23 protein-coding genes and 1 pseudogene are annotated in these 26081 nt (G+C 62.3%); 10 read left to right on the top strand and 14 right to left on the bottom strand.

Translation table 11 applies throughout. The features are described from left to right. Window positions 1-13: 13 nt before the first annotated feature. From QF031_RS03705 to QF031_RS03685, 5 genes are all read right to left on the bottom strand, one after another. The gene (locus QF031_RS03705) at window positions 14-316 is read right to left on the bottom strand and encodes a DUF4193 domain-containing protein (RefSeq protein ID WP_307424254.1); all 303 of its coding nucleotides are present in this window, start codon (window positions 314-316) and stop codon (window positions 14-16) included. Window positions 317-366: 50 nt separating this feature from the next. Then, on the bottom strand, window positions 367-2499 hold the full coding sequence (locus tag QF031_RS03700; RefSeq protein ID WP_307424252.1) for a transglycosylase domain-containing protein: 2133 nt from the start codon (window positions 2497-2499) through the stop codon (window positions 367-369). A 219-nt stretch (window positions 2500-2718) separates the two neighbouring features. Next, on the bottom strand, window positions 2719-3147 hold the full coding sequence (locus QF031_RS03695; RefSeq protein ID WP_307424250.1) for a PRC-barrel domain-containing protein: 429 nt from the start codon (window positions 3145-3147) through the stop codon (window positions 2719-2721). A 340-nt stretch (window positions 3148-3487) separates the two neighbouring features. Next, window positions 3488-3844, bottom strand: a complete 357-nt coding sequence (locus tag QF031_RS03690; RefSeq protein WP_307424247.1) for a hypothetical protein — start codon at window positions 3842-3844, stop codon at window positions 3488-3490. A gap of 72 nt (window positions 3845-3916) precedes the next feature. Continuing rightward, window positions 3917-4060: a hypothetical protein gene (locus QF031_RS03685; RefSeq protein WP_307424243.1), complete on the bottom strand. Its 144-nt coding sequence runs from the start codon at window positions 4058-4060 to the stop codon at window positions 3917-3919. 391 nt (window positions 4061-4451) lie between these two features. Here QF031_RS03685 and QF031_RS03680 point away from each other — a divergent pair, with 391 nt between their 5' ends. Then, complete coding sequence (locus tag QF031_RS03680) at window positions 4452-5135, top strand: VTT domain-containing protein (protein WP_307424240.1); 684 nt, start codon at window positions 4452-4454, stop codon at window positions 5133-5135. A gap of 65 nt (window positions 5136-5200) precedes the next feature. Here the strand turns inward: QF031_RS03680 and QF031_RS03675 are convergent, their stop codons facing one another. Next, a complete protein-coding gene (locus tag QF031_RS03675; RefSeq protein ID WP_307424237.1) occupies window positions 5201-5902 on the bottom strand; it encodes a GntR family transcriptional regulator in 702 nt (233 codons plus the stop codon). A 227-nt stretch (window positions 5903-6129) separates the two neighbouring features. Here QF031_RS03675 and QF031_RS03670 point away from each other — a divergent pair, with 227 nt between their 5' ends. The 6 genes from QF031_RS03670 (at window position 6130) to QF031_RS03645 (ending at window position 10742) form a co-directional block, all read left to right on the top strand. Beyond that, window positions 6130-7044, top strand: coding sequence for an ABC transporter substrate-binding protein (locus QF031_RS03670; protein ID WP_307424235.1), 915 nt, complete (start codon window positions 6130-6132; stop codon window positions 7042-7044). Window positions 7045-7048: 4 nt separating this feature from the next. Continuing rightward, window positions 7049-8011: an amino acid ABC transporter permease gene (locus QF031_RS03665; RefSeq protein ID WP_307424232.1), complete on the top strand. Its 963-nt coding sequence runs from the start codon at window positions 7049-7051 to the stop codon at window positions 8009-8011. Continuing rightward, the gene (locus QF031_RS03660) at window positions 8008-8772 is read left to right on the top strand and encodes an amino acid ABC transporter ATP-binding protein (protein WP_307424230.1); all 765 of its coding nucleotides are present in this window, start codon (window positions 8008-8010) and stop codon (window positions 8770-8772) included. The genes QF031_RS03665 and QF031_RS03660 overlap by 4 nt, the downstream gene beginning before the upstream one ends. Window positions 8773-8795: 23 nt before the next feature. Continuing rightward, complete coding sequence (locus QF031_RS03655) at window positions 8796-9971, top strand: alpha-hydroxy acid oxidase (RefSeq protein ID WP_307424227.1); 1176 nt, start codon at window positions 8796-8798, stop codon at window positions 9969-9971. A gap of 208 nt (window positions 9972-10179) precedes the next feature. After that, entirely contained in the window at window positions 10180-10515 is a 336-nt protein-coding gene (locus QF031_RS03650) for a hypothetical protein (protein ID WP_307424223.1), read from the top strand. After that, window positions 10515-10742 (top strand): hypothetical protein, encoded by a 228-nt coding sequence (locus tag QF031_RS03645; RefSeq protein WP_307424220.1) that lies wholly within the window; start codon window positions 10515-10517, stop codon window positions 10740-10742. Before QF031_RS03650 ends, QF031_RS03645 begins: the two co-directional genes overlap by 1 nt. A 567-nt stretch (window positions 10743-11309) precedes the next feature. On the opposite strand, the gene QF031_RS03640 is transcribed toward QF031_RS03645, so the two are convergent. The 5 genes from QF031_RS03640 to galE all read right to left on the bottom strand — a co-directional run bounded on the left by QF031_RS03640 (window position 11310) and on the right by galE (window position 18247). Further along, window positions 11310-13475 (bottom strand): acyltransferase family protein, encoded by a 2166-nt coding sequence (locus tag QF031_RS03640; RefSeq protein WP_307424217.1) that lies wholly within the window; start codon window positions 13473-13475, stop codon window positions 11310-11312. A 79-nt stretch (window positions 13476-13554) separates the two neighbouring features. Next, window positions 13555-14568: a MinD/ParA family ATP-binding protein gene (locus tag QF031_RS03635; protein ID WP_307424214.1), complete on the bottom strand. Its 1014-nt coding sequence runs from the start codon at window positions 14566-14568 to the stop codon at window positions 13555-13557. A 601-nt stretch (window positions 14569-15169) separates the two neighbouring features. Further along, window positions 15170-15322 (bottom strand): hypothetical protein, encoded by a 153-nt coding sequence (locus QF031_RS03630; RefSeq protein WP_307424212.1) that lies wholly within the window; start codon window positions 15320-15322, stop codon window positions 15170-15172. 184 nt (window positions 15323-15506) lie between these two features. Beyond that, window positions 15507-16334 (bottom strand): MBL fold metallo-hydrolase, encoded by an 828-nt coding sequence (locus QF031_RS03625; RefSeq protein ID WP_307424210.1) that lies wholly within the window; start codon window positions 16332-16334, stop codon window positions 15507-15509. Window positions 16335-17221: 887 nt separating this feature from the next. Then, window positions 17222-18247: a UDP-glucose 4-epimerase GalE gene (gene galE, locus QF031_RS03620; RefSeq protein ID WP_307424207.1), complete on the bottom strand. Its 1026-nt coding sequence runs from the start codon at window positions 18245-18247 to the stop codon at window positions 17222-17224. A gap of 273 nt (window positions 18248-18520) precedes the next feature. Here galE and QF031_RS03615 point away from each other — a divergent pair, with 273 nt between their 5' ends. Next, entirely contained in the window at window positions 18521-20020 is a 1500-nt protein-coding gene (locus QF031_RS03615; RefSeq protein ID WP_307424204.1) for a polysaccharide biosynthesis tyrosine autokinase, read from the top strand. A 723-nt stretch (window positions 20021-20743) separates the two neighbouring features. Here the strand turns inward: QF031_RS03615 and QF031_RS21425 are convergent. Beyond that, window positions 20744-20863 (bottom strand): annotated as a pseudogene (locus QF031_RS21425) (transposase); the annotation flags it as partial. A gap of 166 nt (window positions 20864-21029) precedes the next feature. Between QF031_RS21425 and istA the strand changes: the two are divergent. Both istA and QF031_RS03605 read left to right on the top strand, forming a co-directional pair. Then, on the top strand, window positions 21030-22592 hold the full coding sequence (istA, locus tag QF031_RS03610; protein WP_307422523.1) for an IS21 family transposase: 1563 nt from the start codon (window positions 21030-21032) through the stop codon (window positions 22590-22592). Then, window positions 22589-23335 carry an ATP-binding protein gene (locus QF031_RS03605; RefSeq protein ID WP_141002472.1) on the top strand — a complete coding sequence of 249 codons (747 nt, stop codon included), beginning with the start codon at window positions 22589-22591 and terminating at the stop codon, window positions 23333-23335. The genes istA and QF031_RS03605 overlap by 4 nt, the downstream gene beginning before the upstream one ends. 102 nt (window positions 23336-23437) lie before the next feature. Here the strand turns inward: QF031_RS03605 and QF031_RS03600 are convergent, their stop codons facing one another. Together QF031_RS03600 and QF031_RS03595 are read right to left on the bottom strand one after the other, a co-directional pair. After that, window positions 23438-24622, bottom strand: coding sequence for an ISL3 family transposase (locus QF031_RS03600; RefSeq protein ID WP_307424201.1), 1185 nt, complete (start codon window positions 24620-24622; stop codon window positions 23438-23440). Window positions 24623-24981: 359 nt separating this feature from the next. Then, on the bottom strand, window positions 24982-26064 hold the full coding sequence (locus QF031_RS03595) for an O-antigen ligase family protein (protein WP_307424199.1): 1083 nt from the start codon (window positions 26062-26064) through the stop codon (window positions 24982-24984). Window positions 26065-26081: the final 17 nt, after the last annotated feature.

The following is a 26081-nucleotide window of genomic DNA, read 5'->3' as shown; positions in this document are numbered from 1 at the left end:
CGGCCGGCGCGGCTCAGGCCTCGCAGTCGCTGCAGTAAAGCTGGCCGTCCTTTTCCCTGGCGATCTGGGAACGGTGGCGGACCAGGAAGCAGGAGGAGCACGTGAACTCGTCCTCGGCGGCGGGCACCACCTGTACCGTCAGTTCCTCTGCCACGATTTCGCCTCCGGGGATGCCCACCTCTTCGGCGTCATCGGGTGCATCCAGCTCCCGCACCACACTCCGTGCGTCCGGGGCGTTGGCACTCTTGAGTGCCTCCAGCGAACGCTCCTGTGTTTCCTTGACCTCGGTGCGCAGTTCATCGTAATCAGCAGCCATAACATCCTCTTTCTCTTGTCGTCCCGTTGCTAACGGACCCGCCAGTGCGGTTATTTCCTCCGGTTTCCCGTTCCCTCCCGCAGCATTGACGCCGGCGGTGAGGGAATGGACGTTCCCTGGTACTCGCCGGCGGCAGCGTCCATAAGGTGGCCCCACTGCGTGCCTGCGATGTCTGACCCGTTGACGCCGGGATAGTACTTCCCGTTGATCGTGATGTCCTGGTTGGCCCACTCGGGGCCGAAGCCCTTGTAGCTGCCGAACCAGGAGGCGGTGGCGATTCCCGTGGTGGCCCCTACGGTCCAGGTCTGGGTGTTTCCGTCCGTGGTCCCGGTCTTGGCGAAGATGTCGCGGTCCTTGTTGACGGGAATTTTGTAGCCGGAGCCTTTGACCAGGACGGGTTTGAGGGCGTACGCCACCCCGGCGGCCACCTCGGGACTGATGGTTTGTGAGCAGTTGGCCGACGGCACCGGGTAGTCGTGGCCCTGGGCATCGGTCACCGATTCCAGCGCGATGGGATCGCAGTGAACACCGCCTGCCGCAAATGTTGCATAAGCGTTGGCCATGTCCAGCGGTGCCACGTCCTGGGTGCCGATGAGGCTGGCGATGCTGGACAGGTCGTACGGCTGGTTCGTGTGGCCGTTCTTGACGCCGGCCGCCGTCGCCATTTCCTGGATCTTGCAGAAATCCAGGCGCGCCGCGCTCTGGAACGTGATGGTGTTAATGGAGCGGTAAAGTCCCTCCAGGACCGTCATCGGGTAGTAGTGGTGCGGGTCATCGTTGGGCAGCGGGGTTTGCCCGAGCGCGGGGTCGTAGGAGCCGGACGTGGTGCCACAGCTGTTCTTCCACGGGAACCCGGCCTTGTAGACGCGCACCGCCCCGTCCAGGACGGTGGCCATGGACCGGCCGGACCTGAGCCATTCGGCGAAGACGAACGGCTTCATGGTGGACCCGATCTGGAAACCACCGGCACCGTTCAGGGGATTGCCGTTGGCGTCCTTCTCGGGCAGTGACAGGTTGCCCATGTAGTTCCCCGGTGCCGGCGCCGGGTTGTAGTTGGTGTTCTGCGCCATGGCCAGCACCTTCCCGGTTCCCGGCTGCACGCTCACCAGGGCCGAGCCGCGCTGCAGCGGGTCCGTGGGCGGCAGCGCGGCCTCCACCTCTTTTTGGGCCACCCGCTGCAGGCCGGGGTCCAGGGTGGTGCGGATGGTCAGGCCGCCCTGGTCCAGGAGCTTTTGGCGGGCATTTTCATCCGGGCCGAAGGTGGGGTCGTTGAGGATCAGCCGCTTGATGTAGTCGCAGAAGTAGGGTGCCGAGGCCGCTGCGGCGCAGCCCTGGACGGTTTGGTGGACGTCCAGGGCCAGGGGTGAGGCCACGGCCCGGCCATGCTGGGCGGCGGTGATGAGCCCTTGTTCGAGCATTTTGTCCAGGACCACGTTCCTGCGGGCCACCACGTGGTCGGGGTGCGTCAGGGGGTCGTAGTAGACGGGGCGGTTGACCACAGCTGCCAGCGCTGCCGACTGCTGCAGGTCCAGGTCTTTGGCCGGGACGCCGAAGTACTCCCTGGCCGCGGTTTGGACGCCGTAGGCACCGTTGCCGAAATAGACGATGTTGAGGTAGCCGGCCAGGATCTGGTCCTTTGAGTACTTCTTCTCCAGGGCGATGGCGAGTTTCATTTCGCGGAGCTTGTCGCCGAGGGTTTTCGACGCCCCCGTCCTCACCTTCTCGGCGTCGCCGTCCGTGACCAGCGATTCGATGATGATGTTGTTGACGTACTGCTGGGTGATGGTGGATGCGCCCTGCCGGCCGCCCTGGACGGTCACGGCCAACGCCCGGAGGATGCCGGTGGGATCAACGCCGCCGTGTTCATAAAACCGTGCATCTTCAATGGCAACGATGGCGTCCCGCATGAACGGCGACATCTGCTCCAGGCCCACCGGGACCCTGTTCTGCGAGTAGAACGTGGCGATGACGGAGCCGTCCTTCGCCAGCACCTTCGAATTCCGCGCCGGCGGGTTCACGTCCAGCGATGCCGGGAGCTGGTCGAAGAAGCTGATGGATTGCCCGGCAACCGATGCCCCCACGGCGGTGGCGGGAACAAAGAGACCTGCCGCGAGGATTCCGCAGGTGACGCAGACCGTGACGAAGGCCAGCAGTTTGGGCAACAGGGCCTTGTTCCGGTGCATGCACGTGTTCCTTCGCTCGTCGGCTGCGGCAGACGGAAAAGTACGCGCGGCCGCGCCTTTTCCCGATGCTTCCAAAAGGGCTGCGCGGACTTCTTGCCAGCACCGCAGCCCCTTGCTTACATGCAGTGGTGCATATGTTATTTGCCAGCATACGTTGCGTGCCCCGGCCGGACGCAAATACTGGGCCCCCGCCGTCGCCGGCCAACAGGAGGTACGACCTCAGCGGGGATGGTAGGGCAAGGCGGGGTAGGTGTAGCCGGGGCTCCAGTACGGCGAAAAGCCGTAATAGCCGTACACGGTCTCGTAGTAGGAGATGGCTTCTTCCAGGTCGGGGTCGTATTCGGGGGCTCCCGCAATGTGTTCCCGGGCCTGGTCGATGAGGACCTCATGGTCGCTGTGGTTGATGCTTTTCACTGTGTCCACCGGCAGGAAAGCCTTGTCCTTTCCCATGCCCAGGAACCCTCCGGAGGCAATGATGAGGAACCTGACCTTTTCCTCTCCCGGGTCAATCAGGAGTTCCTCCACTTTGCCCAGTTCCGCACCGGACCCATCCCTGGCGGTGTATCCGCGGATGTCCTCCGTGATGTCGGCAACGGTTTTGCCGGTATCTCCCAGCTTCACCAGTTCGCGGGATGCGTTGTTGCCCATACTTGGCCTCCGTTTCCAGTCGTCTGCCGCACCCGACAATCTGCGGGCGTGGGGGCTCCTTGCGGCCTCACCTTCCACGCTTGCAGGGGCGCGAAGCCGAAACAACGACTGTGATCCAGATGCAACCGGCAGCCTTGGCTGTTTGACCGCTCCGTTATCCGCCACCTGCAAGGATCCCTGCAAACACGGCGTTTAGCTCCCCCAGGTTTAGGTCCGGCCCCTACCTGCACGTTTCATTGGGATATCCATCGAGGCATTTATGCCGGCCCAAACGGCGGCACCGGCTACCATGTACGGTTGCCTCCGGGCGGCCGGTGCGCTGCTGCTGCTCACGCCGCTCTCAGGCAGCGGAGCCGGCGAAAAGCCGGATCCGTATTATGCGGGCCACCACTCCTGTCAGGACCAGGCCCACTCCCAGGCCCATGAGGATCCACACCGGCACGGAATCGGACCCGATGTCCCGGTAGCAGGTGGCCGCCGCGCTGCTGCCGGCGTGCTGCAGGTCGAACAGTTCCGCGGCGCGGCTGTCCGGAACCAACGGGCTGCCGCACAGTGGACCGGACGGCTGCAGCCCGATGACAAAACCAAGGATGTACACGTCAAATCCCGCAGCAACAATCCACATCCACGTCCGCTGCTGCCAAATCCCCACCGCACCGCGGGAAACGGTCTTAAGGGGAGAATCACGCCTCGCCATGGTCCGAGCATAATCGGCGGCCGGCAGAGAGGTAAGGACCGGCAAGCGGAGCGGCACAACCCGATCCGGGTGTCAGCGCCCCAAGGCCACCAGCACCACCGCAACAGTTGCCACGGCCAGTAGGGCTAGCCCGACGTAGGAGCCTACCCGCAGCCTGCGCCGCCGAAGCTCCCTGCGTGAGTAGCGGACATCGTAGCTTCCCCCATACTTACCCATGGCCACAGACTAGGTAGCCAACCTCAACGTTCCCTCAAGACAGCGGCTTTATTAAGCGGCTATTGCCCTTGGCCGGACGTATCGTCCAGGAGGTGGTACCTGTCGTAGCAGTCACGGGAGCAAAATGTCGCAGTGGGAGTCTGAGGCAGCGCCAAACCGCAAAACCTGCATTTTGGCTTGGGGCGGAAACTCCGAAGCACGTTGTTCAGCATGGATGCAGGCTATGCGGTGGCCCGGCGGCTTGTGACCAGTAAGCGATACCCGAATCCGCCGGCAGGGATACCTGCCCGGCGAAGCAGCACCGGGACGTATCGGAGGACGCTTTGGGGCCGCCGGCCGTACCCGACTTCCCTTCAAGCATTCGCCAAGGTTGGTGGGATAGTTTGAGCGCATGCACCCGCTCGCCCTGGCAGCATCCGCCTCTTCAGCTCGTCCGGTTACGGGGCTGCTGCCGGCGTGGCTGGATCCGAACGAGTTCCTCCGGGATCCCGCCCTTGCGCCGTGGCTGGTTTTGATCGTCTGCGCATTCCTCTTCGCGGAGACGGGGCTGCTGGTGGGGTTCTTCCTGCCCGGCGACTCCCTGTTGTTCACGGCGGGCCTGCTGACCGCGACGGGAATCATCCAGGTCAACATCGCAATCCTGGCGGGCGCAGCGTTTCTGGCCGCGTTCGGCGGGGACCAGACGGGCTACCTTCTCGGCAGGAAGGCGGGGCCCGCCGTCTTCAAACGGCCCGGTTCCCGGTTCCTGCGCAGCGAATACGCTGACAAGGCCCACAACTTCTTCCTCAAGTACGGCCGCAGGTCAGTGGTCCTGGCCAGGTTTGTCCCGATCGTCCGCACCTTCCTGCCCGTCACTGCAGGCGTGGGAAGGATGAGCTACCGGGCTTTCCTTGCCTACAACGCGGTGGGCGCCATGCTGTGGGGAGTCGGCGTTACCTTTCTGGGTTTCTGGCTTGGCCGGTACGCGTGGATCGGAGCCAACATCGACCTGATCTTCGTGGTGATCGTCCTGGTCTCGTTCGTCCCGGTTGGCGTGGAACTGCTCAAGAACCGGCGGCAGAACCGCAGCCGGTAATCGGGCGCAACCGACAAGACGCTGCGGGCACTCAGTCGTCGCCCCTACAGGATGTAATCGAGCCTTCAGCCCTGCTGCCCAAACTTGGAAAGGCTCAGCGAGCGGGACCGGATCCCCTCAATGTGGTTGTTCATGGCGGCCGTCGCCGCGGCGCAGTCGCCCCCCTTGAAGGCGTCGATGATGGCCTGGTGCTCCTGGACGGTATGGTCGCCGCTCATGTCTTTGTGCACCATCAGCCGGAACCGTTGGATGTGCCCTTCGATGGAGCGGTAGGCCCTGAGCAGGAACTCATTATCGGTGGCTTCGACGATGCGCCGGTGGAAATTCTCATCCGCCTGCCAGTAGGCCCGGTACCCGGCGAAGGTGTCCCCGCCGTGGCGCGAAGTCTCAAGGTCGCGGTGGAACCTTTCCAGATCCGCCACCAACTCCTCCGTTGAATTGGTGCACGCGATGGTGGTGCACGCGGGCTCGAGGATCTGCCGGGAGGTGAGCAGCGCTGCAATGTCGCTGGCGGTCGGCTCGGGTGCCACTTTGTACCCCCGCAGCGCTTCCCGCCGCACCATGCCTGTAGTCTCCAGCCGCGCCAGTGCTTCCCTGACAGGAGTTGACGAGACCTTGAAGCGCTTGGCCAGTCCGTCGATGCTCAGCGGCGACCCGGTGGAGATCTTGTCGTCCAGCAACAGGGACAGGATGGCCTCGAACACCTGGTCCACCAGCATAGGCCGGCCGGGGATCAGGACTTCTTCTTCAGGCGAAGCGGCGTTCATTTCGGAATCCTATGTGAATTTTTGGTCAGTCGGAGGCGCCATCAGGCACCGGAGCCACCGGCACCTTGTTACAGACCCATCAGCCCGGAAAGGTGTTTGCAGGAAATCGTGCATGATGTACGGTACATGATACCGGGCGGTTCAGTGATCTGCACCACAGCTGCAGCTGCCAACCCCAGCAGTAAGTTCCCCAGCCACCACACTCCCCCACTTCCGAAGGCGTATAGATGATCCAGTTTCGATCGATGTTTGCCACCGTCGCTGCAGTCTCCATGGCGAGCGTGCTTCTCTCCGGATGCTCCAATCCCGAGATGAGCTCTTCTGCGCAGTCCGACGCCCCCAAACCTTCAAGCTCCGCGGAGGCCGTCAAAGTCGACGAAGCCGCAGCGGCAGCACTCCCCAAGGAAGCGAAGGACAGGGGAACGCTCACTGTGACCATGAGCCAGAGCTCCCCGCCCCTGCACTTCATGGCGCCGGACGGGACCACCACCATTGGCGTGGACCCGGAAATCGCCATGGCCCTGGGGCAAACCCTCGGCCTGAAGACCGAAGTCAAGAGCGGACCGTTCGATGGCATCATCCCCGGCATTTCCGCCGGGAAGTTCGACATGGCCGTCTCCCAGATGTCCCCCTCCACCGAGCGCATGAAGGTGCTCGATTTCGTGGATTACTACCAGTCGGGCAGCGGCATCGGCGTGGCTCCGGGCAACCCGGAGAAGCTCACCATTGACACACTCTGCGGCAAGCGCGTTGGCGTGCTGAAAGGTTCCTTCCAGGACCTCAAACGCCTCCCCGCCCTGTCCAAGGCCTGCACGGACGCCGGCAAGCCGGCCATCGAAGCCATGACCTACCCGGACATGCAGGCCCCCAACCTCGCGTTGACGGCCGGCCGCATCGACGCCGTGTACATCGACGGACCCACGCTGGGCTACGCCATCAAGCAGGGCGGCCAGATCGAGCTGCTGGGCGAGAAGGACGTCTCCCCCGTCAGCATCGGCTTCAAGAAGGGCGCGGGCCTGGAAAAGGCCATCCAGCTGGGCATGGAGTCCCTCGCCAAGAGCGGCAAGTACAAGGAGATCCTCGACAAGTGGGGTGTAGGCAGCGGTGCAATCTCTGACTTCGCCTTCAACAAAGCGCAGTAGCCACATGGCCAACATCGCCACGGAGCCGAACGCCAAGGCACCCGCCGGGGAGGATCTGGACCGCCAACTGCTCATGGGCCGTCCACACCAGCGCCACGGAGGGTTGTGGCTCACGGCGGCGATCGTCCTGTTTGCCATCTTCCTGGTGGGCTACTCGCTGGTCACCAATCCCCGCTTCGAGTGGAACGTGGTGTTCGGTTGGTTCACCTCGGAGCGGCTGTTCACGGGCCTGCTGCGGACGCTGGGACTGACGGCCATTTCCATGGCCGTGGGAATCGTCGTCGGCGTCCTGCTGGCTCTGGCCCGGCTGGCCCCCAACGCCATCGTCGCGGGGACCGCAGCGTTTCTGGTGTGGCTCTTCCGCGGGGTGCCGGTCTTCGTCCAGCTGCTCTTCTGGGGCTTCATCGCCGCCATCTACCCACGCATCGCGGTAGGTGTTCCGTTCGGGCCGGAGTTCTTCTCGGTGGACGCCAACGTGCTGATCACCCCGTTCATGGCGGCAATCCTCGGGCTGGGCCTGAATGAAGGGGCCTACATGTCCGAGATCGTGCGGGCCGGGCTCCTGAGCATCCACCGCGGACAGACCGAAGCAGCCACGGCTCTGGGCATGCGGCGGTTCGCCATCCTGTCGCGGGTTGTGCTGCCGCAGGCGATGAAGATCATCATCCCGCCCACCGGCAACCAGACCATTTCGATGCTGAAGACCACCTCGCTGGTCAGCGTCCTCGCCTTCCCCGAGCTGCTGTACTCAGCTCAGCTGGTGTACAGCGCCAACTTCAAGACCATTCCCCTGCTTATCGCCGCAAGCATGTGGTACCTGCTGGTCACCAGCATCCTGAGCCTGGGGCAGTACTTCATTGAACGGCACTTCAACCGGGGTGGAATCACCGCCGGGCGCAGCGCCCGGCGGCCCCGCAAGCCCAAGGCGGCCAGCTCCCCCACCACACCCCAGGAGGCCCGGCCATGACTGACGTGATGATCGAAGCACAGGGGGTCACCAAGAGCTTCGGTGACCTCGAAGTCCTCAAGGGCATCGACCTCACCATCCCCAAGGGCAGCGTCACCTGCATTATCGGGCCATCCGGTTCCGGCAAGTCGACGTTCCTCCGCTGCATCAACCAGCTGGAAACGCTCGACGGCGGGTACATCCTTGTGGAGGGACAGCCGGTTGGCGTGAAGATCAGGAAAGGCCGGCTGCACGCGCAGAACAACGCTGAGGCGGCGAGGATGCGCGAAAACATCGGCATGGTGTTCCAGAGCTTCAACCTCTTTCCGCACATGACGGTGCTTGAGAACATCTGCGAGGCACCGGTCAGGGTGAAGAAGGAGAACCGGAAGGCCGTCCAGGACCGGGCGCGGATCCTACTGGAACGGGTGGGCCTCTCCGAGAAGGTCCATGCCTACCCGGCGTCCCTTTCAGGCGGCCAGCAGCAGCGCGTGGCCATCGCCAGGGCACTGGCCATGGAACCGCGGCTGATGCTGTTCGATGAACCCACCTCGGCCCTGGACCCGGAGTTGGTGGGCGAGGTGCTGGACGTGATGCGCAAGCTCGCGGACGGCGGGATGACCATGATCGTGGTCACCCATGAGATCGGCTTCGCCCGGGAAGTGGGCGACCACCTCATCTTCATGGACGGCGGCGGCATCGTGGAGCAGGGCGACCCCCGGACCGTCCTGCGGGAACCCCGGCGCGAACGCACCAAACAATTCCTGGCGAAAGTAATTTAGACCTTCACATTGGAGCAGGACCCTTGAGAAACAAATGGATTGTCAGCATTGATGACTACCGCAAAGCGTCCCGGAAACAGCTTCCCAAGATGATTTCGGATTACCTGGAGGGCGGTGCGCTGGACGAGACCACCATGCGCGCCAACGAAGCCCGTTTTGATGCCCTGATGCTTCGCCAACGGTCAATGGTGGACCTTCGGGGCCTGAACACGTCCACTACCGTGCTGGGCCATTCCCTGGCGATGCCGCTCATGGTGGCGCCGATGGGCATGCTCACCATCTTCCACCCCGGTTCGGATCCTGCCGTTGCCCGGGCCGCGGTCAGGGCAGGGTCCATCTTCATCCACAGCGCGTGGGCGGGCTGCTCGCTGGAAGAAGTGGCCAAGGTGGCCCCCAACAACCTGTGGGCGCAGATCGCCTTCTGGAAGGATCCTGAAGAAACCGCCAGCTACATCAACCGGGCACGGGCCGTGGGCGTGGAGACCCTGGTGGTGGCGGGCGACGTCGGGTCCTCCAGCAAGCGCGAACGGGACCTTCACCACGGGCTGTCCATGCCGCCGCGGCCGCCGGTGGCGGACTACTTCAACGCGGCCACCCGCCCGGCCTGGCTGTGGCGCTGGCTCACCGGCCGGAAGATGACCTACGGGAACTACCAGATCAACGGCCGTCCGCTGCGCATGGACGAGATGAACAACTGGATGGCGTCCAACAAGAACCCGGGCGCCAACTGGGAGGACTTTGCCAGGCTCCGCTCCGAGTGGAAGGGGAACCTGGTGATCAAGGGCATCATGGACGCCGAGGACGCAGCCCGGGCGGTGGACGAGGGCGCGGACGGCATCTTCGTCTCCAACCACGGCGGCCGGCAGTTCGACTCCCAGCCCGCCACCATCGACGTCCTGCCGTCCATCGTTGACGCTGTCGGCGGCCGGGCGGAGATCTATCTGGATGGCGGCATCCGGCGCGGGCACGACATCGTCAAGGCAGTCGCGCTGGGTGCTAAGGCCGCGCTTGCCGGACGGCCGTTCGCCTACGCCCTTGCCACCTGTGGGGAGCCGGCGGTGGACCGGGTGTTCGGGATCCTGCAGGAGGAGTTCAAGGGCGCCATGGGCTTCGTGGGGAAGTCCTCGGTTGCGGACCTGGGCCCCTCCGTCTTTGCGGCGCAGGCCCAGCCTGCGCCGGCTGAGAGTGTGCTGGTTTAGTCCCCGCTGCGCGGAAAGTGCCCGCCCCGTTCATTCGGCGGCGGGCACCTGCGTGCGGCGAGAGAACAGAACGCCCACCGGCGGCCGGCAGCTGCTGGCGACGGGTATGTTCGCCACTGACTCGCACGGTCTTCTTCGACACACACGTTCGGGCCGCGTCCGGGTACACGCGCAGCGAAAACGGCTTTCACCCCACGGGAACGGCGGCATGCTCCTGAAGGTAGAGCGCCCCCTCGCTGACCGCCTCGACACCGCGCAGGATGTCGTCACCCGAGGATGGTACGCGAACACCATCCTGGTAGCTAACGGCAGCACCCTGAACCCAACGGACCGGGTGATGGATTCCTATTCGCCGACGACAGCGCAGAACAAATATGCCGCCCGCCGAGTCCTCGCCGCCGACCTTACCGCAGGTGCGCACACAGTGAAGCTGACTGTGACCGGCTACAACCGGATAGGCGTGTCCGCCCAGCGTGCCTACGTGACCCGCTTCCTGCACTCGCTACCGTCCACAAAGCTTCCGACTCTGGCGTGGCAGTCGTAATGGACACTACGCTCTCCGTTACCGCATCTGCATGGGAGTGCGCCTACTACGGCCAGCCGGCAGGCACGACGGCCCCTGGCGAGACGGGAAACATTCACGGCTGGGAAGCGGAGGTCTCGCTCACGTTCGCAGTGGACGGTGCCGCGTCTGCTCCCGCTTTCGGGGCCTGCGTGGACGGGGTGAACGAGTTCGTGGTGACTCGCGTCAGCTCACTCCGTCATACATAGCTTGGTACGACATCGGTTGCCGACGTGACTACCGAGTACATTCTGGGCCGGCGCGATCTTCGCGTGGACGTTAGCACGACGTGGAACTTGGATTTCACCCCCACGTGGATGTGGCTCATGTGGCCTGTCAACGGGCCGACTACATCCGCCGTGGGGCACAGAAGTTCAACCGTGCCTTGCTACTCGATTACGCGGTAGGAGCGCTTACGCTAACGGGTGGGAACGGTGACTTTTGCGGTGGACGGTCCAAGTCCGTAGCGGCGTGGATGTGGTCCAGCACCGGCAAGTTCGCCATCATGCCAGCGGTCCCGGATCACACTACGTTCCTTAACCGTTGGACGGACGCAGGCCCAGCCTAAGCCCAGATCAACGACAGGTCCGGGAACGGCGTCAAGACGTACTTCTCCCGTGCCAGCGCTGGGGCTCTGTTATCAAGGCAGGGTCCTTCATTACGTCCTCCATCCGGTACAAAGTTGCCTACTTCCCCGGTGGCGCTGAGGCGGCCCTTGCCGCGCTGTAGCAAGAGAAATGGACCCCCTCATTGTGAGGGGGTCCATTTCTTGTGTTTCAGAGCTTCAGTGCGGAGGCGAACAGCGGCGCCAACTCGGAAGCGTAGTTCGGCGTCATGTGGCCTTGGTCCGCGTAGACCGGGGTGGTGCCGACGAAGCCGGGGCAATTGTTGCCGGAGCAGAACCAGTCCCGCGTCCTGATGACTTCAGCCTTGGCCGCCGGCACCGCGGCGGCAGCGTCCCGCACGGCACTGTACAGCTCGCCGTAGCGGTTGTCCGGGGCCGTCATGCAGTCGCTGGGCTTGCTCACCCGCGTTGCGCACTCCTGCAGAGCTTTACCGCCGGGCGGCGGGTCCAGCAGCACGACCCGCCCAGCGGACCCGGCAACACTATTGAGAGTGTCCTTGGTTCCGGCGATCCACTCACTCACCACAGCGGTACCTTCAGCCTTAGAAACGAGCCGCATGCTCGCGTCTTCGGAGCTGGACAGGATCACCATGTCCGGCTTGGACGCCTTGACCTGATCTAGGGCCCACTGGCGGAACGGATCACAGCGCGGGTGCTCCGACTTGTCACCGCGGAACACGGAGACGGAAATGGCGGGGCACTGCTGCATCGTGTACACCACAACCTTGTACCCCTTCGGTTCAAGGGCAGCCCGCACCATCGGCACGTAGCTGATGGCGATCGAGTCGCCCACCACGACGGCGGTCTTAGCCGCGTTAGCTTCGCCGTAGACGCAGGTCTGGGCCTTGGCGATGTCGGCTTCTAGGTTGCGGGAGTCGCCGCCGAGGCAGCCATCCTTGACCCACTCGGTAGCCTTGGCGCCCTGCCCGAGGTTGTCCACCGAGGGGTTCAGGTCCGGCCACGCGGTCTGCTGCAATGCGGCGTTGATCTTCGCCGTGTGCTCACTCTCCGGCGTCTTCGGGACATCCTTGCCCGTCGTTGCGAGGGGAACCGGTACGGCGGCCACGGCCGTGTGCCTGCTACCCGCGTCCTGAGCCAGCGCAGCACCCACAACGCAGGTAGTCACCAACGCGAGAGCAACCAGCCCGCCCAAGGCAGCCTTCTGTTTGGCATCAGTCGACGGGGCCCGCTTGCCCTTCGGCTCCAACCAGCCAGACTTGCGGATCGGGTCTTCCAGCAGGTGGTACGACAGGACCGACATACCGCCCGCCGCAGCGAGAATGGCCGCGAACAACAGCGGCCCTTCGACCGGAAGCAGGGCGCCGAAGAGAACGATGATCGGGAAGTGCCACAGGTACAGCGAGTAGGAAATATCGCCAATGTACCGGGAGATAGGGTTGGTCAGGGGCGCAAGGAAGCGGACCTCCCCACCCGTGCCGGCAGCGATCAGGAGAGCCGTTGCAAGGACGGGGACGGCAGCCCAAGGTCCGGGGAAAGGCATCTCCGGAGTGATAGCGAAGATGCCCCACACGATCCCTGCCAGGCCGATGTAAGCGAGCACAGGACGGATAGCGTCAGGCAGCCGTGAGAGGGCGCCGGCGCTGGCCGCGAGGACGGCGCCGATACCGAGTTCCCAAGCCCTGGAGAACGTCGAAAAGTACGCCACGGTGGGGCTGGTGGCTGTCTCCCACATGGCGAAGGCCAAGGATACGGCGACGAAGAGAACCATCATGCCGGTGAGCAGAAGACGCGCTTTGCCGTGCTGCCAGCCCAGCCGCCCTGCCAGCGTCCCGAGGATCAGCACGATCAGCCAAGGCCACACAACGTAGAACTGCTCTTCAACGGCCAAGGACCAGAAGTGCTGGAGCGGTGAGACCGCAGCGCCGGCCTGCATGTAGTCCGTGCCGATCAGGGCCAGGTGCCAGTTCGTGCCGAACACCAGCGACCACAGCGCATCCTCGGTGACCTTCATGGCGCGGCCGCCGTTGAACACGGCCCAGGACGCCGCGACGGTGGCGACCAGAACGAGGACTGCAAGCGGCAGGATACGGCGGGCACGGCGCCGGTAGAAGTCCGCGAACGAGATTCGCCCCTTCTTCTCATGCTCGCGCAGCAGCAGCCCCGTGATGAGGAAGCCCGAGATAACAAAGAACACGTCCACGCCAACGAACCCGCCGGACGGGTATGTGAACGTGTGGTCCGCGATCACTGCCAGTACGGCGAGGGCGCGAAGACCTTGGATGTCAGGGCGAAGTCCTTTGGACTTCTTTGACGGTGATTTTGTGGCATGCCGAATGCCGGCGTTGGCTGTTGCCATGGATTCCCCCTGTTGAGACCTGCCGTAATTCTACCCGGCGGATAAATCCGGTTATGCACCACTCGGGAAGGTTTGGCTACTACCGGTACCCGTCCACGATCGCTGCAGCGATCTCCTTGTAAGCCCGCCGTGTTTCGGGCTTCAGTACATCCAGGGTCACCAAGTCACCGTCGGCAACACCACGGTCGTGCGGCACTGCGATAAGTTCGCGGCAGATGCCGGACAGGTGTTCTTCAATCGCGTCCTTGTCGACGCGTGAGGAGACCTCGTCCTTGTCTGTGATTACCACGATGGCATTGCGGGCCAAGTCCTCATAGCCGTGGCTCGCCAGCCAGTGCAGCGTGCTCCGGGCCCGTTTGGCACCGGACACCGCGTAGCCAGCGGCGATCACCAGATTGTCCGCCGACTGCAAAATCCCGCTCATCGCGTTGTGGGTTACACCAGTGCCGCAGTCCGTAAGGGCAACCGAGTAATAGCTGGAAATGAGCTTGCGGATCCGCAAGTACTCCGCAGCCGTCAGAGAGTCCGAGACCTCAGGGTCCTGCTCCCCCGCGATCAGGTGCAGCCGGCCGGCGTGGTGCATGTACCGGGCCAGCGACGTCAGGGAATCGATGGAGTCGATGTTCTCCAGCAGGTCGGAGATAGTCCGTGGAGTGGACTGCTGGTAGATGCCCTCGCCCAGCGCACGCTCCACCAAGTCGCCCGAGTCCGGGTTGGCGTCAATGGCGCACGGGGCATCCCCGCGGTATTCGGCCAGGGTCAACCCAACACCCACCGTGGTGGAGGTCTTGCCGATACCGCCCTTGAGGCTGAGGATCGCCGTGTTGTAGCTGCCCTGGAGCTGGCGGGAAATCCGGCGGGCCAGCTCGTCCTCATGGCGCTGCTTAAGCCCGGGTCCCAAGTTCCAGGCGCCGCCGGTCAGATTATAAAGGGCGCCGCGGAATCCGCCGATGGGCCGGGGCTTCTGTTCCTTGACGAACAGGCCGGGCGAGCTGATGAAGTCCGGCATAGGGCTCTCCGCGATCGCATCGGCCACTGTGGGCCGGCTGCGGCGGAAGGACTGCGTCTCGGCAGGAGCCTCTGCGTCTGGCATAGCAGCTCGGGAGGCCTCGTTACCGGGCAGGGAGGGCGGAGCCGGAGGAGCAGTGGCCGGAACGGAAGCAATCGGACCGCGCACCTGCTGCGCAGGGGCCTGCGTAGCCGGAGGACTGAGAGGAGCAGGCGACGGTGCACGGGACGGCTTTGTGGCATCGGCTGCGGCGGCCGCCTCCGCCCAGGAGGATCGGCGGGTCACCGGCTTGCCGGCGTTGCTGGAACTGGACATTTCGGGAGTTACTGCTGGCATGGTTCCTGTCCAGGCATCGTCCACTGAGCCGTCGGCGCGACGAAGGTCGCGTCGTCGGCGCAGCTGCGGCTGCCCTGCATCCTCTGCTTGGGCGCCTGCATTCTGATCCGCCGGATCTGGCATGTCTGTCCCCCGGACGTTTTCGGCAAACGGTTCTGCGGCACTGGTTCGATCAGTAAGTCTAGAGGGTTTCGCACAAGCAGCTCCCCAGCGTGCGCTGGTCAGTGGTGGATGAGAGCGGCCGAAACTACGGCTGTCGTAAGCACCAGGAGGACGAAGAGGATGGAATAGGCCACCCATTTGGGGCGGCCCTTGTGGGGATTGATATCGACATACGGCATGGTCAGCGTTATTTACCTCGGGGCGAAGGTGCGGAGGCGACCCGGACGGAAATCCGGATTGCGCGGCGCTTGAGCCGCAGCATCTGGTACAGGACGGCGAAGGGAACAAGCAGGGTGCCCAGCAGAGCGGTCAGCGCCAAGGCGTAATCCGAAAGTGCCACAAAATCCTCCATTGGTAAGCAGTCTTTTCATCCCCATCCGCACTCACCCAATCATGAGTCAACGCCATTGACAAATAGTCAACCGGGAAAGCCCCCATGAAATTTTCGGGCGACATGGACGCGGAAGGTAGCCACGGACCACTACCCAGTCCTGTGGAAGGGCTATTTTCACTTACCTCAAGCTCTATAACGTACGAGCCGATTCCCCGTGGTTCTCCTGCAAACGCTTGATGAACCACCGCGACTGCTCGGGACCGTAGGGTAAGACAGGGATCGCTTTGGTGGCGTCGCTCGGGGTGTCACGGATCGACTGGCGCGCCTGGCGGACGGCGGTAGTCATAGTGCTGGCCATGGTCTTGACAAACTGGTCGCTGCAGGGCTGACCGTGGCCGGGGATCAAGAATTCGTAGCGGTGGCGCAGAGCGGAGATGTGCCGGAGGGCGTCTGCCCATTCCTCAGGGTAGGAGTCCTCGAAGGAGGGGCGGGCGCCCTGTTCCACAAGGTCACCGACGAAGAGAGTGGAGGGCGTTCCCACCAGGAGATCGCCATCGGTATGGCCACGTCCCAGGTAGAACAGGGTTGCCACCAGGCCGCCGAGGTCCACCAGGACGGGCTGGTCTTTGACAATTGCATTGGGCACCACGAGATCGACATTGTCGCCATCCCCGGCGGCCATCTCAGGCTCGATGATTCCAACATGGCGGCGCTGGATATCGCCACGCTTGTCGATTTCGTTGGCGCAGTTCTCGTGCGCCCAAAATTCTGTGACGCCAGCCTCGGCGAAGACGGCGTTGCCGAAGAAGTGGTCGTAGTGGGCGTGGGTGTTGACAACCACGCACGGCAGGCCGGTCCTTGCCCGAACTGCATCCAAAATCTCGCGTCCCTGGCGTGGACCGCAGCCGGTGTCGATGACCATGGCCCGTTCAGAACCAACGATAAGGCCTGTGTTCAGCAAGGACCCTTCTGTGACCAGTACGTAGTTGTCCGCGCCAACCTCGAGCCATTCCGACATTGTCTCTCTGTACCTCCGGCAAAGCGGTGAGCGTTCATCTTGGTCCCTGATTCTACTCACGATGCCTAGATACGCTGCAGTCAGCGGGGAAGCTTACGCTCGGAACCAATTACCCTCCCCAACCAACCGCGTCCTCAAGGCGCCCACATAAAAGGGCTCTCGAACCTTTCTCCTCAGACTCGAAGTCACGGCCCCGCCGATAGCACGCCTAGTTCAAACGGAAGGTAAAGGCGTGCTTGCCTTGCTAGTTGGGTGAAGCGAGCGACCTCTCTAGTTGCCACGGCCCCAAAGAGTCCGGCGCTTCACTACTCTTGCCGTTCGAACGGATAAGTTCCCAGTAGGGGCCCGAACTTCAGCTCATCCCGATCACAAGCGCAATCAACGCACAGGCGCCTTCTCACGAAGGCACGCCGTTCGAACGATGTACCACATTGCTCGCAAGTACCAGAAATTTCAGATCTAGGGCGAAAGTGCAATTTGTTTTCCAGAAAACGGCTTAGACCGCGGAATGACTCCAGAGGTTGAACGCGAATCACCATGACAGGAAATTTAGGTTCAACAAGGCAGAGACGGGAAGCGTGGTGGGTACCTGCTTTCCGAGCGGCGACTACTTGCCATTCACTATGAGAAGGAGACCAACGCCTTGAGGCGAGACGCTGCTATCGAAGTGCAGGTCAAGTGGTTCCTAAACTGTGGCGGCCCAGCGAGGCTACAAGAAGTACGTAGCGGGTATGTCCTAGGTACCAAGGCCATCGCTCGCCAAACACTACTCTGCGTAAACTCGTCTCCGCCCAATAATCTTTGCGCGACTGAAGGAAGATCACATATAAAGCTGATCTCCATCAAACAGAGCGGCAGCGTGCCAGTACTTGTTATCCCGCGGGAGGTTAGCTCCCCGCCTGGTGGGTATATCCAAACGGATTGGCTTCCTGCCAAGCCCAGTGGTCAGAGCACATCTGGGACAGATCACGGCGTGCCCGCCAGCCCAGGTCTACAAGAGCGGCGCTGGGATCTGCATAGCTCACTGCGGCATCCCCAGAGCGGCGCGGCCCGACTTCATAGGGTATGGGACGCCCGCTCGCCTTCTGGAAAGCAGAAACAACCTCAAGAACTGAGGACCCCCTACCCGTGCCTAAGTTCCATCTAAAAATGCCATTCTTGTTTGCGATGAAATTCAGGGCAGCGATATGTCCGGCCGCAAGATCCATGACGTGGATATAATCTCGTACGCCTGTGCCGTCTTCCGTGTTGTAATCGCTACCGAAGACTGTGACCTTATCTCTCCTACCAGCAGCAACTTGAGCTACATACGGGAGGAGATTGTTCGGCGTACCCTTAGGGTCTTCTCCGATTCGACCCGACTCGTGAGCTCCTACGGGATTAAAATAGCGCAACACAGCGACCCTCCATCGAGGGTCGGCTGCACTTAGGTCTGTAAGAATGTCTTCGATCTGCTGTTTGGTCCGGCCATATGGGTTGATAGCACCAAGCGGCGTACCCTCGATCAAAGGCACATTCTCTGAGGCTCCGTAAACAGTCGCAGAAGAGCTGAAGACCAGCGAATAGACACCAGCGTCGGCCATACACTCAAGCAGATTGAGCGTGCCGACTACGTTATTTCGGTAGTACCGTAGCGGCTCCTCGGCAGACTCGCCCACAGCCTTGAGTCCGGCAAAGTGAACGACCGAATCAAATTCTTCCTGATCGAAAAGGGCGCGGAGCCTTCCATAGTCCAGAAGGTCGCCCTCGCAAAAGTTGATCTTTTTTCCTGTCAACCCTTCAACCCGCTCGAGGGAATCCACCGCCGAGTTGATCAAATTGTCAATCACGGTAACTTCGTGGCCTTCTTCGAGAAGGGTCAGAACCGTGTGTGATCCTATGAATCCGGCGCCCCCGGTTACCAAGATTTTCATGGGGCTATCTTAGGAGCATCCCGCGCCGTCCAATAACCTGTGACGCCCGCCAGCACGTGGCCTCGATCAATGACAGGCTGGTCAACCTTGAGGTTTAGACACTCTGCGACCGTCTCGGTTAACGCTCCAGGCCCTACCACCTCGGCATAGCGTCGCCCGAGGTGCTCGGAAAAGGCTCGTCAGCAATGGCCGGTAGACTGGACGAAACACTCCGGTTTGCCAGATGGGCAGCCGGCCTGGCGCGTTGCCAGGAACTTACACAGGGGGACCCGGGTGGACCTACGCGATTACTTGCGCATTTTTAGCCGTAACTGGCTTTTGATCGTCGGCTGCACGCTGGTCGGCCTCCTAGTCGGAGCCGGGATTTCCCTTGCGACCAAACCCACTTATACGGCTGAGACGCAACTGTTCGTAGCAATCCAAAACTCAGGTTCTGTGCAGGAGCTGCAGCAAGGCAACACTTTCAGCCAAGCTCGAGTTCAGTCCTATGTGAAGGCAGTTAATTCGCCGATCGTCCTTCAGCCGGTCATTGACAGTCTCGGGTTGGGGGTCACAGCGGATGAACTTTCTAAGTCCGTTAAGGGCACAACAGACGTCAATACGGTCTTGATCAATATTGAGGCCAGCGATTCCTCTCCTGTACGGTCTGCCGCCATCGCCCAGGGCGTTGCCAATAGCTTGATCGATGCCATAGAGCGTATCGAAAGGCCGAAGAATGGCGGAAGCTCTCCTTTCAATGTCTCAGTAATCAAGCCAGCTGTTGCTCCCTCAAGCCCAGCCTCCCCCAACACTCGTCTGAACTTGATCCTTGGTTTCATACTCGGCCTGGGGGTTGGCTTGGCCAGTGCTGTATTGAAGTCGAAGTTGGACAGCAGAATCCGCGGCGAGGCTGATGTGCGGCAGATAACTGATTCGCCGGTCCTAGGTGGCATTGCCTACGATGCTGATGCCACACGTAAACCACTCCTTACCCAAACCCCAACACAAAGTCCGCGAGCGGAATCATTCCGCCAACTCCGCACTAACCTCCAGTTCGCCAATGTTGCCAAGGGCGCCAAGACTGTCTTGGTTACTTCATCGGTACCAGGTGAAGGAAAGAGCACCTCCGCTACTAACCTCGCGATAGCTATGGCGCAAGCTGGGCAGGCCGTCTGTCTTATTGACGCAGACCTCCGTCGGCCTATGGTCAGCGAATATCTGGGGCTGGATCGAACTGCAGGTTTAACAACAGCCCTGGTCGGTCAGGCGGACGTGAGGGATTTGCTTCAGCCTTGGGGGGACGACGAGCTGTTTATCCTGACCTCCGGGCAGATTCCGCCCAACCCAAGTGAACTGCTCGGTTCAAGGGTCATGAAACAGCTACTCGCAGACTTGGAGCAGGTCTTCGATACGGTCATCATTGATGCTCCCCCGCTGCTTCCCGTTACTGATGCTGCTGTGCTGTCCCAACACGTTGGAGGGGTCATCCTCGTAGTAGGCTCTCAAAAGCTGCGGCAGCAGGAGCTTGTGAAGTCTCTTAGCGCTCTTGAGATGGTGGGCTCGGATATTCTCGGGATTGTTCTCAACCGTCTCCCCATTAAAGGCCCCGACGCGTACTCATACAGCTATTACCGAAATGAGAACCACGACTCGCTCGAAAACGTGCAGTTCCACGAACCAAAAGCTGGTGCACCGAACTCGGGCGCCACTATGACCGACGACATCTCAGACTCCTCGAGCGGAGAATGGGCCCGTCCGCCGAGGACGTTTCCGGCAAATCGTCCTCGGCGCTAGTGCGTGGGGCCCAAACCTCTTCAGCGCTAGTTGAAGTGACCATGGACCAACTCGACTAACGGATACCCACCGATCTATGCCTCGCAGGCCGTAGCCAACGTATTAGGTGAGTCATCGTTGAATATGCTTTTTCGGCATCCCCACCCCGCCAAGCTGGCTCTCTACGTCTCCAGTGAGTAGACGCAGATCTCGACGAAGGTTCCTATAGCGATCGCGGCGATATTGGAGCGGACTCCGTAACCGACGCGGGGGAGGTGTTCTCTCCCAAGCCTTTCAATGGTTGCGATCGGTCGAGCGGCCTCTGCTGAGTGCGACCCGCGTCCGTATGCGCTAGCAGGCCAAGGCGGCAGCGGCGGCCAACGGGATACCACATCGCGGGAGGCCGCAAGACGCCCGGACCCTCTACGGAGATAGGTGCGGCCAAGGCCACCGCATGCTGTTCATCGACTCCGGTGGTTCTAGGGCAACGAGAACCAGTCCATCACTAAAATGCTTGACACACACCGCCAAGCTGCACATCCTCAACATCAACGTTGTGGGGTGGGCCTAAGGCCTGCCGTAGCCGTTCAGCACGACATCGCAATCCCGACAACATCCGCTGATGAGTTCGCGGCTGTCGAATAGATAAGGACCAGGTGGCGCTGGCCGCCTTTATGCCACCAGCATCTGCCCCGTTATGCGGCTCTTCGTGGTTCGTGGGGAATTGGATCCCTGGAATAAGCGTCATGCCGCCGTCCTGACGGCACTTCTGAAGAGAATAACCGATTTGTAATTGGCGGCGTTGCGGTACCCGCGGGCAGTTCGCTTGATGTTCTTGATTGCGGTGTTGTTGGCCTCGACCTTCCTGAATATCCGCGCTTTTGGGGTCCATCCGTCGTGTGTTCGGGGGCCAACGGCCAGAGCGCGCAGTAGCGGTCCTGGGTGCCGGTAGTGGCGTGTTTGGGGGCCACCCCGATTTAGGCTCCTTCCGTCGTGTGTATAGGGCGCACGGCAGAAGGAGTAATCATCAATGGTACGGAAGATCAGAGCGAAGCTCGTGTTGCAGCTGCGCGCCGAGGGCCTGTCAGGCCGGGCGATCGCTGCGTCGCAGGGCATGTCCCGTAAGAGCATCACGGCGGTGCTGGAGGCTGCTGACGCGGCCGGTGTGGCGTGGGACGATATCGCCGACAGTTCAGAGGGCGAGGTCTATGCCCGGCTGTTTCCTGGGCGGGGTGAGCATCAGAGTGTGTTCGCGCAGCCGGACTGGGATCAGGTGCATAGGGAGATGGCCCGGGTCGGGGTGACGCTAAAGCTGCTGCATGGCGAGTACGCGGATTCACGCGCGGCTGCCGGTGAGCCGGTGATGGGTTATGACCGGTTCTGCAGGACCTATCAGCGGCATGTGCTGGTCACTGGGGTGGCGTCCCGGGTCGGGCACAAGGCGGCGCAGACGGTGGAGGTGGACTGGTCGGGCCCGACGATGCAGCTGACAGATCCGGTGACGGGCAAGTCGAGGACGGTGTATTTGTTTGTGGCTTGCCTGCCGTTTAGCCGGTACGCGTTCGTTGAACCCGCCCTGGACATGAAACAGGACACCTGGTTGCGGGCCCATGTGGCGATGTTCGAGGCCTTTAGCGGTTCGGTGCCGCGGATCGTGCCGGACAATCTGAAGACCGGCGTGATCAAGCATCCCCGCGAAGGCGAAGTCGTGCTCAACGACGCTTACCGGGAGATGGCGGCGCACTATTCAGCGGCGGTGCTGCCGGGGCGCATCCGGGCACCGAAGGACAAGGCGAGCGTGGAGAACACGGTCGCCCACGTGGCTACCTGGGTCATCGCCGGGCTGCGCCAGCAGCAATTCACCTCGTTGCTGGAGCTTCGCGCCGCCATCACCGACCGGGTAGCGGCCTATAACGCGGAGCCGTTCCAGAAACGGCCAGGGTCCAGGACCAGCGTGTTCGCAGCTGAAGAGCAGCCGCTGCTCACGGGGTTGCCGGCGGCCGCCTACGAGATCAGCAGGTGGGCCTACGGGCGCCGGGTGGGCCGGAACGGGCACGTGGTCTGGGAAAGGAACTACTACTCCGTGCCGTTCGCCCATGTTGGCACGTCGGTGGACCTGAGGATCACCGATCGGGTGCTTCAGGCCTACCGGGGCAGCGAACGGCTGACCAGCCATCTGTTGCTGCCCGAGGGCGCGACCAACGAGTATCGCACCAATGACGCGGACCTTCCCGCCGGCGAGAAATACCGGCAGTGGGACCCGGCCCGGGCGCGGGAATGGGCCGGACGGATCGGCCCGGCAGCGGTGACCGTGGTCAACCGGATCTTCGAGTCCGTCCCGGTCGACGAGCAGGGCTTGGACGCGGCATTGGCCGTGTTGCGGCTCTGCCGGCGTTATTCGGCCGAACGGGTGGAGGCGGCCTGCCGGCTTGCGTTGGCAGGCAGGGTGCGGTCCCCGCGGTATGCCCATCTTCAGCCGATCCTTGCCACGGAGCAGGACAAAGCCGCCGGGCTCAGGCCTCCACGGGATGAAGGAGTCGAACACGGCGGTTACGTGCGCGGCGCCGAGTACTACGCAGGTGGCGCCAAATGAGCGGGATCGATACTGAAACCAAGCGCAAGCTCCGTGAGATGGGTGCCGTCCCGATGCTCGAAGCGCTCGAGGCCCAGGACGAGGCACTCGTACTCGGCATGGCCTTCGAGGAACGGCTCCGCCTGGTCGTGGACGAGGCCCACTCCGGGTTCAATCACGCCAAGGTCGAGGGGCTGATCCGACGGGCCGGGCTACGCTACCCGGGCGCGGACCTGCGCCGGCTCGACCTCGTGGACGAACGCGGCCTCGACCGGAGCCTGATCGCCCAGCTCGGCACGTGCTCGTTCATTGAACGGCAGCAGAACGTCGTGTTTCAGGGATTCACCGGGTCCGGGAAGTCCTACCTCGGGTGCGCTCTGGCCAAGCAGGCCTGTCTGCACCGGATCCGGGCCCACTACGTTCGAATGCCCGACCTCGAGGAAGCCTGGGCGCTGGCGAAGGACAAGCCCTTGGGTGCCACGAAGTTCCTGAAGAAGTACGCGGCCTTCACTTTGCTGGTGATCGACGAGTGGCTCCTCGACCACCCCGACGAGGGCATGCGCAGCATGCTGCTGGAACTGCTCGAGCGCAGGTACGACACAGCTTCGACCGTGTTCTGCACGCAATACGCCAAGAAGGACTGGCACCAGCGGCTCGGCTCCGGGGTCCACGCCGATGCGATCATGGACCGCATCGTGCACAACACCATCTGGGTCGATACTGGCAACCACAACATGCGTGAACACGCCACCATGACGCAATAAGAAAACGTCGGTGGGAGCCGGTGGCCCCCATCCCCGCGGCCGCTGGCCCCCACCGGCAATATCACTGGCCCCCAAAGGCAAGATCGACTGGCCTCCAAGCCTTCAAATACTCACCTTCCCGGTCGTGGCGCCGGTGATGATGAGGACCTCGATCTCTTTCCACCATCTGCAGACGGTGCGGTAGAGCCTGTTGGTTTCCGGTCGTGCGGCTGCTTCGACTAGCTCCTCGAGTACCTTCTTGGCCTCTGCGGCGTCGTTCAGGGAGCCGGTGCGCAGCAGGATCCGCAGCTGTTCTTTGACCTTCCAGACCGATTCGAGGGTGCCGGTTGGATCGTCCAGAGCGAACACTTCTTCGAGCCGGAGGGCGGCCCTGGGGCTGAGGTTATCGCCGCCGCGCAGGAGCAGCATGCGGTGGGCCCATGCCTTGTCGATGGCTCGGCCGCGGCGGCCCTTGACCTGTTGAGAGAGGTTCTGCCGGGTCTCGGTCATGGCCTGGTTGGCCAGCGAGATCAGGTGGAAATGGTCAACGGCGACAGCAGTGCGGGGAAGCCACATCCGCCACGCTTTGCGGAACGCCGCCGACGGATCGATCGCGACGACCTGAACGGCGAGCCGCCAGTGCAGGGGCCGGGCGAAGAGCCAGTCTCCGACGCCCTTGTGATCGCGGCCGTCCACGACGCCCAGGACCTGGCCGGTGTCCAGGTCCACGATGGTGGTCATCCATGGTTCGATCCGCGTCCACGCCTTCGTTCCCGGGTCCTGGAAGTAGCGCACGGACCGGAACCGGTGTTCATCGATGCCGAGCATCCGCGGGCTGAGCTTGTCCACATCGGGCAGCTGCAGCAGGCAGGCCTCGGTTACCGCGGCACGGACCATCCACCAGGACACGGCGAAGCCGGCGGCGGTCTCCGAGACGGCCCTGCCGGAGCGGATGACCGCGTCCACGAGCTGGTCCCGGAGCCTGGCCGTGGAACGGGCGCGGCGCGGCACCTGCGGTGTTGATTCGAAGAACAATAGCCGGCCGCACGCCGGTTCTTCGCAGTACCAGCGGTACTTGGACCAGAGCACCTCCACCGGCCCGGCGACGGGAATATCTCGGAGCCGCTGCAGCCGCCGCTCTTTCCGCCGGGAGGATATGACCCCACAGCTTGGGCAGCCCGGCGGGTGGTCGGTTTCGACAATGACCTGGCGGCGCCCGGCAGTGATGGTGGTGGAAATGACGTGGTAGTCGGGCAGGTTGAAGAGGATGGTGGCAGCGTCGGCTGCGACCCCGGTAGGCTCGATCAAAGGCTCGTGGTCCTGTTCCAGGTTGAATGCTTAGACACACTCATCCCAGCAGGGCCACGGGCCCCCTTGTATTCAACGACACGAACTCAATCCCCACCAACCACGAAGAGCCCGATAACCTCGCCGACGGCCGGCGACGGACGGTACCGTGTCCCTTGCGCCCAAGCCCTGCGATGCCTTGGCCGCGGATGACACGGGAATTGAGGACCTGGGCCGATATCATGAGTCAATACTGAGTCCTAGCGGATACTCCAATTCGGCGGTAAGGATCTCGGCGGGTGGCCAAAGTTTGCGCCTAGACCGCGACGGAGTAGATCGAGCGTGAACGTGATCTTCTAGTCTAGGCGACTTGTCATGACTCAAAAGCTCCGTCGGTGGTCCCGGCGGGTCCTGAGCATCTCGTCAACATCGGGAACACTGTCCTCAGTGTCGCCATGGTCAAGGCTCGCGAGCATTGCTATAACTGCCATAGCCCCAGTAAGGCCCCAGAAAGAGCCTGAAAGCATAATCGCCGCCAAAAAGCAGATCACCGCGCGGGAAGAAGATCGCCGCTGATCAGGCACCAGGAGGAACGAGCCGTAGATAGCCCATGTAAGGAGAAGCAGGATGAAAGCCGCCAGGCCTGGAAGGCCTATCTGTAGTCCTACGAAAAGATAACCATTGTCAGCGGCTATGCCGCCCAATGGATAGTCTGCTAGTGGACCGTGCGGAAGAAACTTGGCAGCCACAGGGCCCGACGCGCCCAGCCCATATCCCAGCGGGCCCTCACCGATAAGCCTTAGAGCCACCGGCAGCGTCGTATCCTGCCTTACATTGAAGGAATAGTCCGACGATAGACCAAAGAGTGTTTGGAATCTTGCAAGCGCGAGGTCAACCCGGTCGGGCGCATAAGCGGCCAAAGCAACAACGCTAAGCATCGAAATGCCAGCGACGATTATGAATCGTCTCGCCACCCGACCCCGTCGCCCGGAAAACCGCCAGGAACTGACGGAAAACGCCAATAAAGCCAGTGCAACAAGGGCACCAATTAGGGCGCTCCGCTGCAGAACAACAAGCGTCACTACAGCGGAAGTAAAACCTAGGATCCAAACCGCGGGGCCAGCGGCTCGAAATCCTTTCGTAATCGTCGTGGCACACGCCCATACAAAAGCACTGCCAGCAAGCATCGACAGCTCTTGGCCGGTAGCCTGCAGGCCCAAGAGGCGTGTCTGTGAATCGACTTGGTAGCTCGCGCCGGATTCAACCAAATCACGAAGTTCAACAGCACTTAGACCAAAAACAGCCTGCCAAAGGGCAACGACCATATTAACCGTCAGAACGCCCAACACTGCGAACCTGATGTGTCTCTTCTCTTGTGCACGAAGAGGCATGGTTTGCATGAGCATTGCGATCACGAGGCCCCAGATCATGGCCCTCAGACCGTAAATAGCCTGATCAGCCATCGATAGGACAGAGGGAA

It is taken from the genome of Pseudarthrobacter defluvii (genome assembly GCF_030816725.1).
Taxonomy (GTDB): domain Bacteria; phylum Actinomycetota; class Actinomycetes; order Actinomycetales; family Micrococcaceae; genus Arthrobacter; species Arthrobacter defluvii_A.
This window is presented reverse-complemented; position numbering and strand designations above follow the sequence as displayed.

Coding starts and splice junctions, on each gene's coding strand:
- QF031_RS03705 (WP_307424254.1), bottom strand. CDS start 316: ATGGCTGCTGATTACGATGAACTGCGCACCGAGGTCAAGGAAACACAG.
- QF031_RS03700 (WP_307424252.1), bottom strand. CDS start 2,499: ATGCACCGGAACAAGGCCCTGTTGCCCAAACTGCTGGCCTTCGTCACG.
- QF031_RS03695 (WP_307424250.1), bottom strand. CDS start 3,147: ATGGGCAACAACGCATCCCGCGAACTGGTGAAGCTGGGAGATACCGGC.
- QF031_RS03690 (WP_307424247.1), bottom strand. CDS start 3,844: ATGGCGAGGCGTGATTCTCCCCTTAAGACCGTTTCCCGCGGTGCGGTG.
- QF031_RS03685 (WP_307424243.1), bottom strand. CDS start 4,060: ATGGGTAAGTATGGGGGAAGCTACGATGTCCGCTACTCACGCAGGGAG.
- QF031_RS03680 (WP_307424240.1), top strand. CDS start 4,452: ATGCACCCGCTCGCCCTGGCAGCATCCGCCTCTTCAGCTCGTCCGGTT.
- QF031_RS03675 (WP_307424237.1), bottom strand. CDS start 5,902: ATGAACGCCGCTTCGCCTGAAGAAGAAGTCCTGATCCCCGGCCGGCCT.
- QF031_RS03670 (WP_307424235.1), top strand. CDS start 6,130: ATGATCCAGTTTCGATCGATGTTTGCCACCGTCGCTGCAGTCTCCATG.
- QF031_RS03665 (WP_307424232.1), top strand. CDS start 7,049: ATGGCCAACATCGCCACGGAGCCGAACGCCAAGGCACCCGCCGGGGAG.
- QF031_RS03660 (WP_307424230.1), top strand. CDS start 8,008: ATGACTGACGTGATGATCGAAGCACAGGGGGTCACCAAGAGCTTCGGT.
- QF031_RS03650 (WP_307424223.1), top strand. CDS start 10,180: ATGCTCCTGAAGGTAGAGCGCCCCCTCGCTGACCGCCTCGACACCGCG.
- QF031_RS03645 (WP_307424220.1), top strand. CDS start 10,515: ATGGACACTACGCTCTCCGTTACCGCATCTGCATGGGAGTGCGCCTAC.
- QF031_RS03640 (WP_307424217.1), bottom strand. CDS start 13,475: ATGGCAACAGCCAACGCCGGCATTCGGCATGCCACAAAATCACCGTCA.
- QF031_RS03635 (WP_307424214.1), bottom strand. CDS start 14,568: ATGCCAGACGCAGAGGCTCCTGCCGAGACGCAGTCCTTCCGCCGCAGC.
- QF031_RS03625 (WP_307424210.1), bottom strand. CDS start 16,334: ATGTCGGAATGGCTCGAGGTTGGCGCGGACAACTACGTACTGGTCACA.
- galE (WP_307424207.1), bottom strand. CDS start 18,247: ATGAAAATCTTGGTAACCGGGGGCGCCGGATTCATAGGATCACACACG.
- istA (WP_307422523.1), top strand. CDS start 21,030: ATGGTACGGAAGATCAGAGCGAAGCTCGTGTTGCAGCTGCGCGCCGAG.
- QF031_RS03605 (WP_141002472.1), top strand. CDS start 22,589: ATGAGCGGGATCGATACTGAAACCAAGCGCAAGCTCCGTGAGATGGGT.
- QF031_RS03595 (WP_307424199.1), bottom strand. CDS start 26,064: ATGGCTGATCAGGCTATTTACGGTCTGAGGGCCATGATCTGGGGCCTC.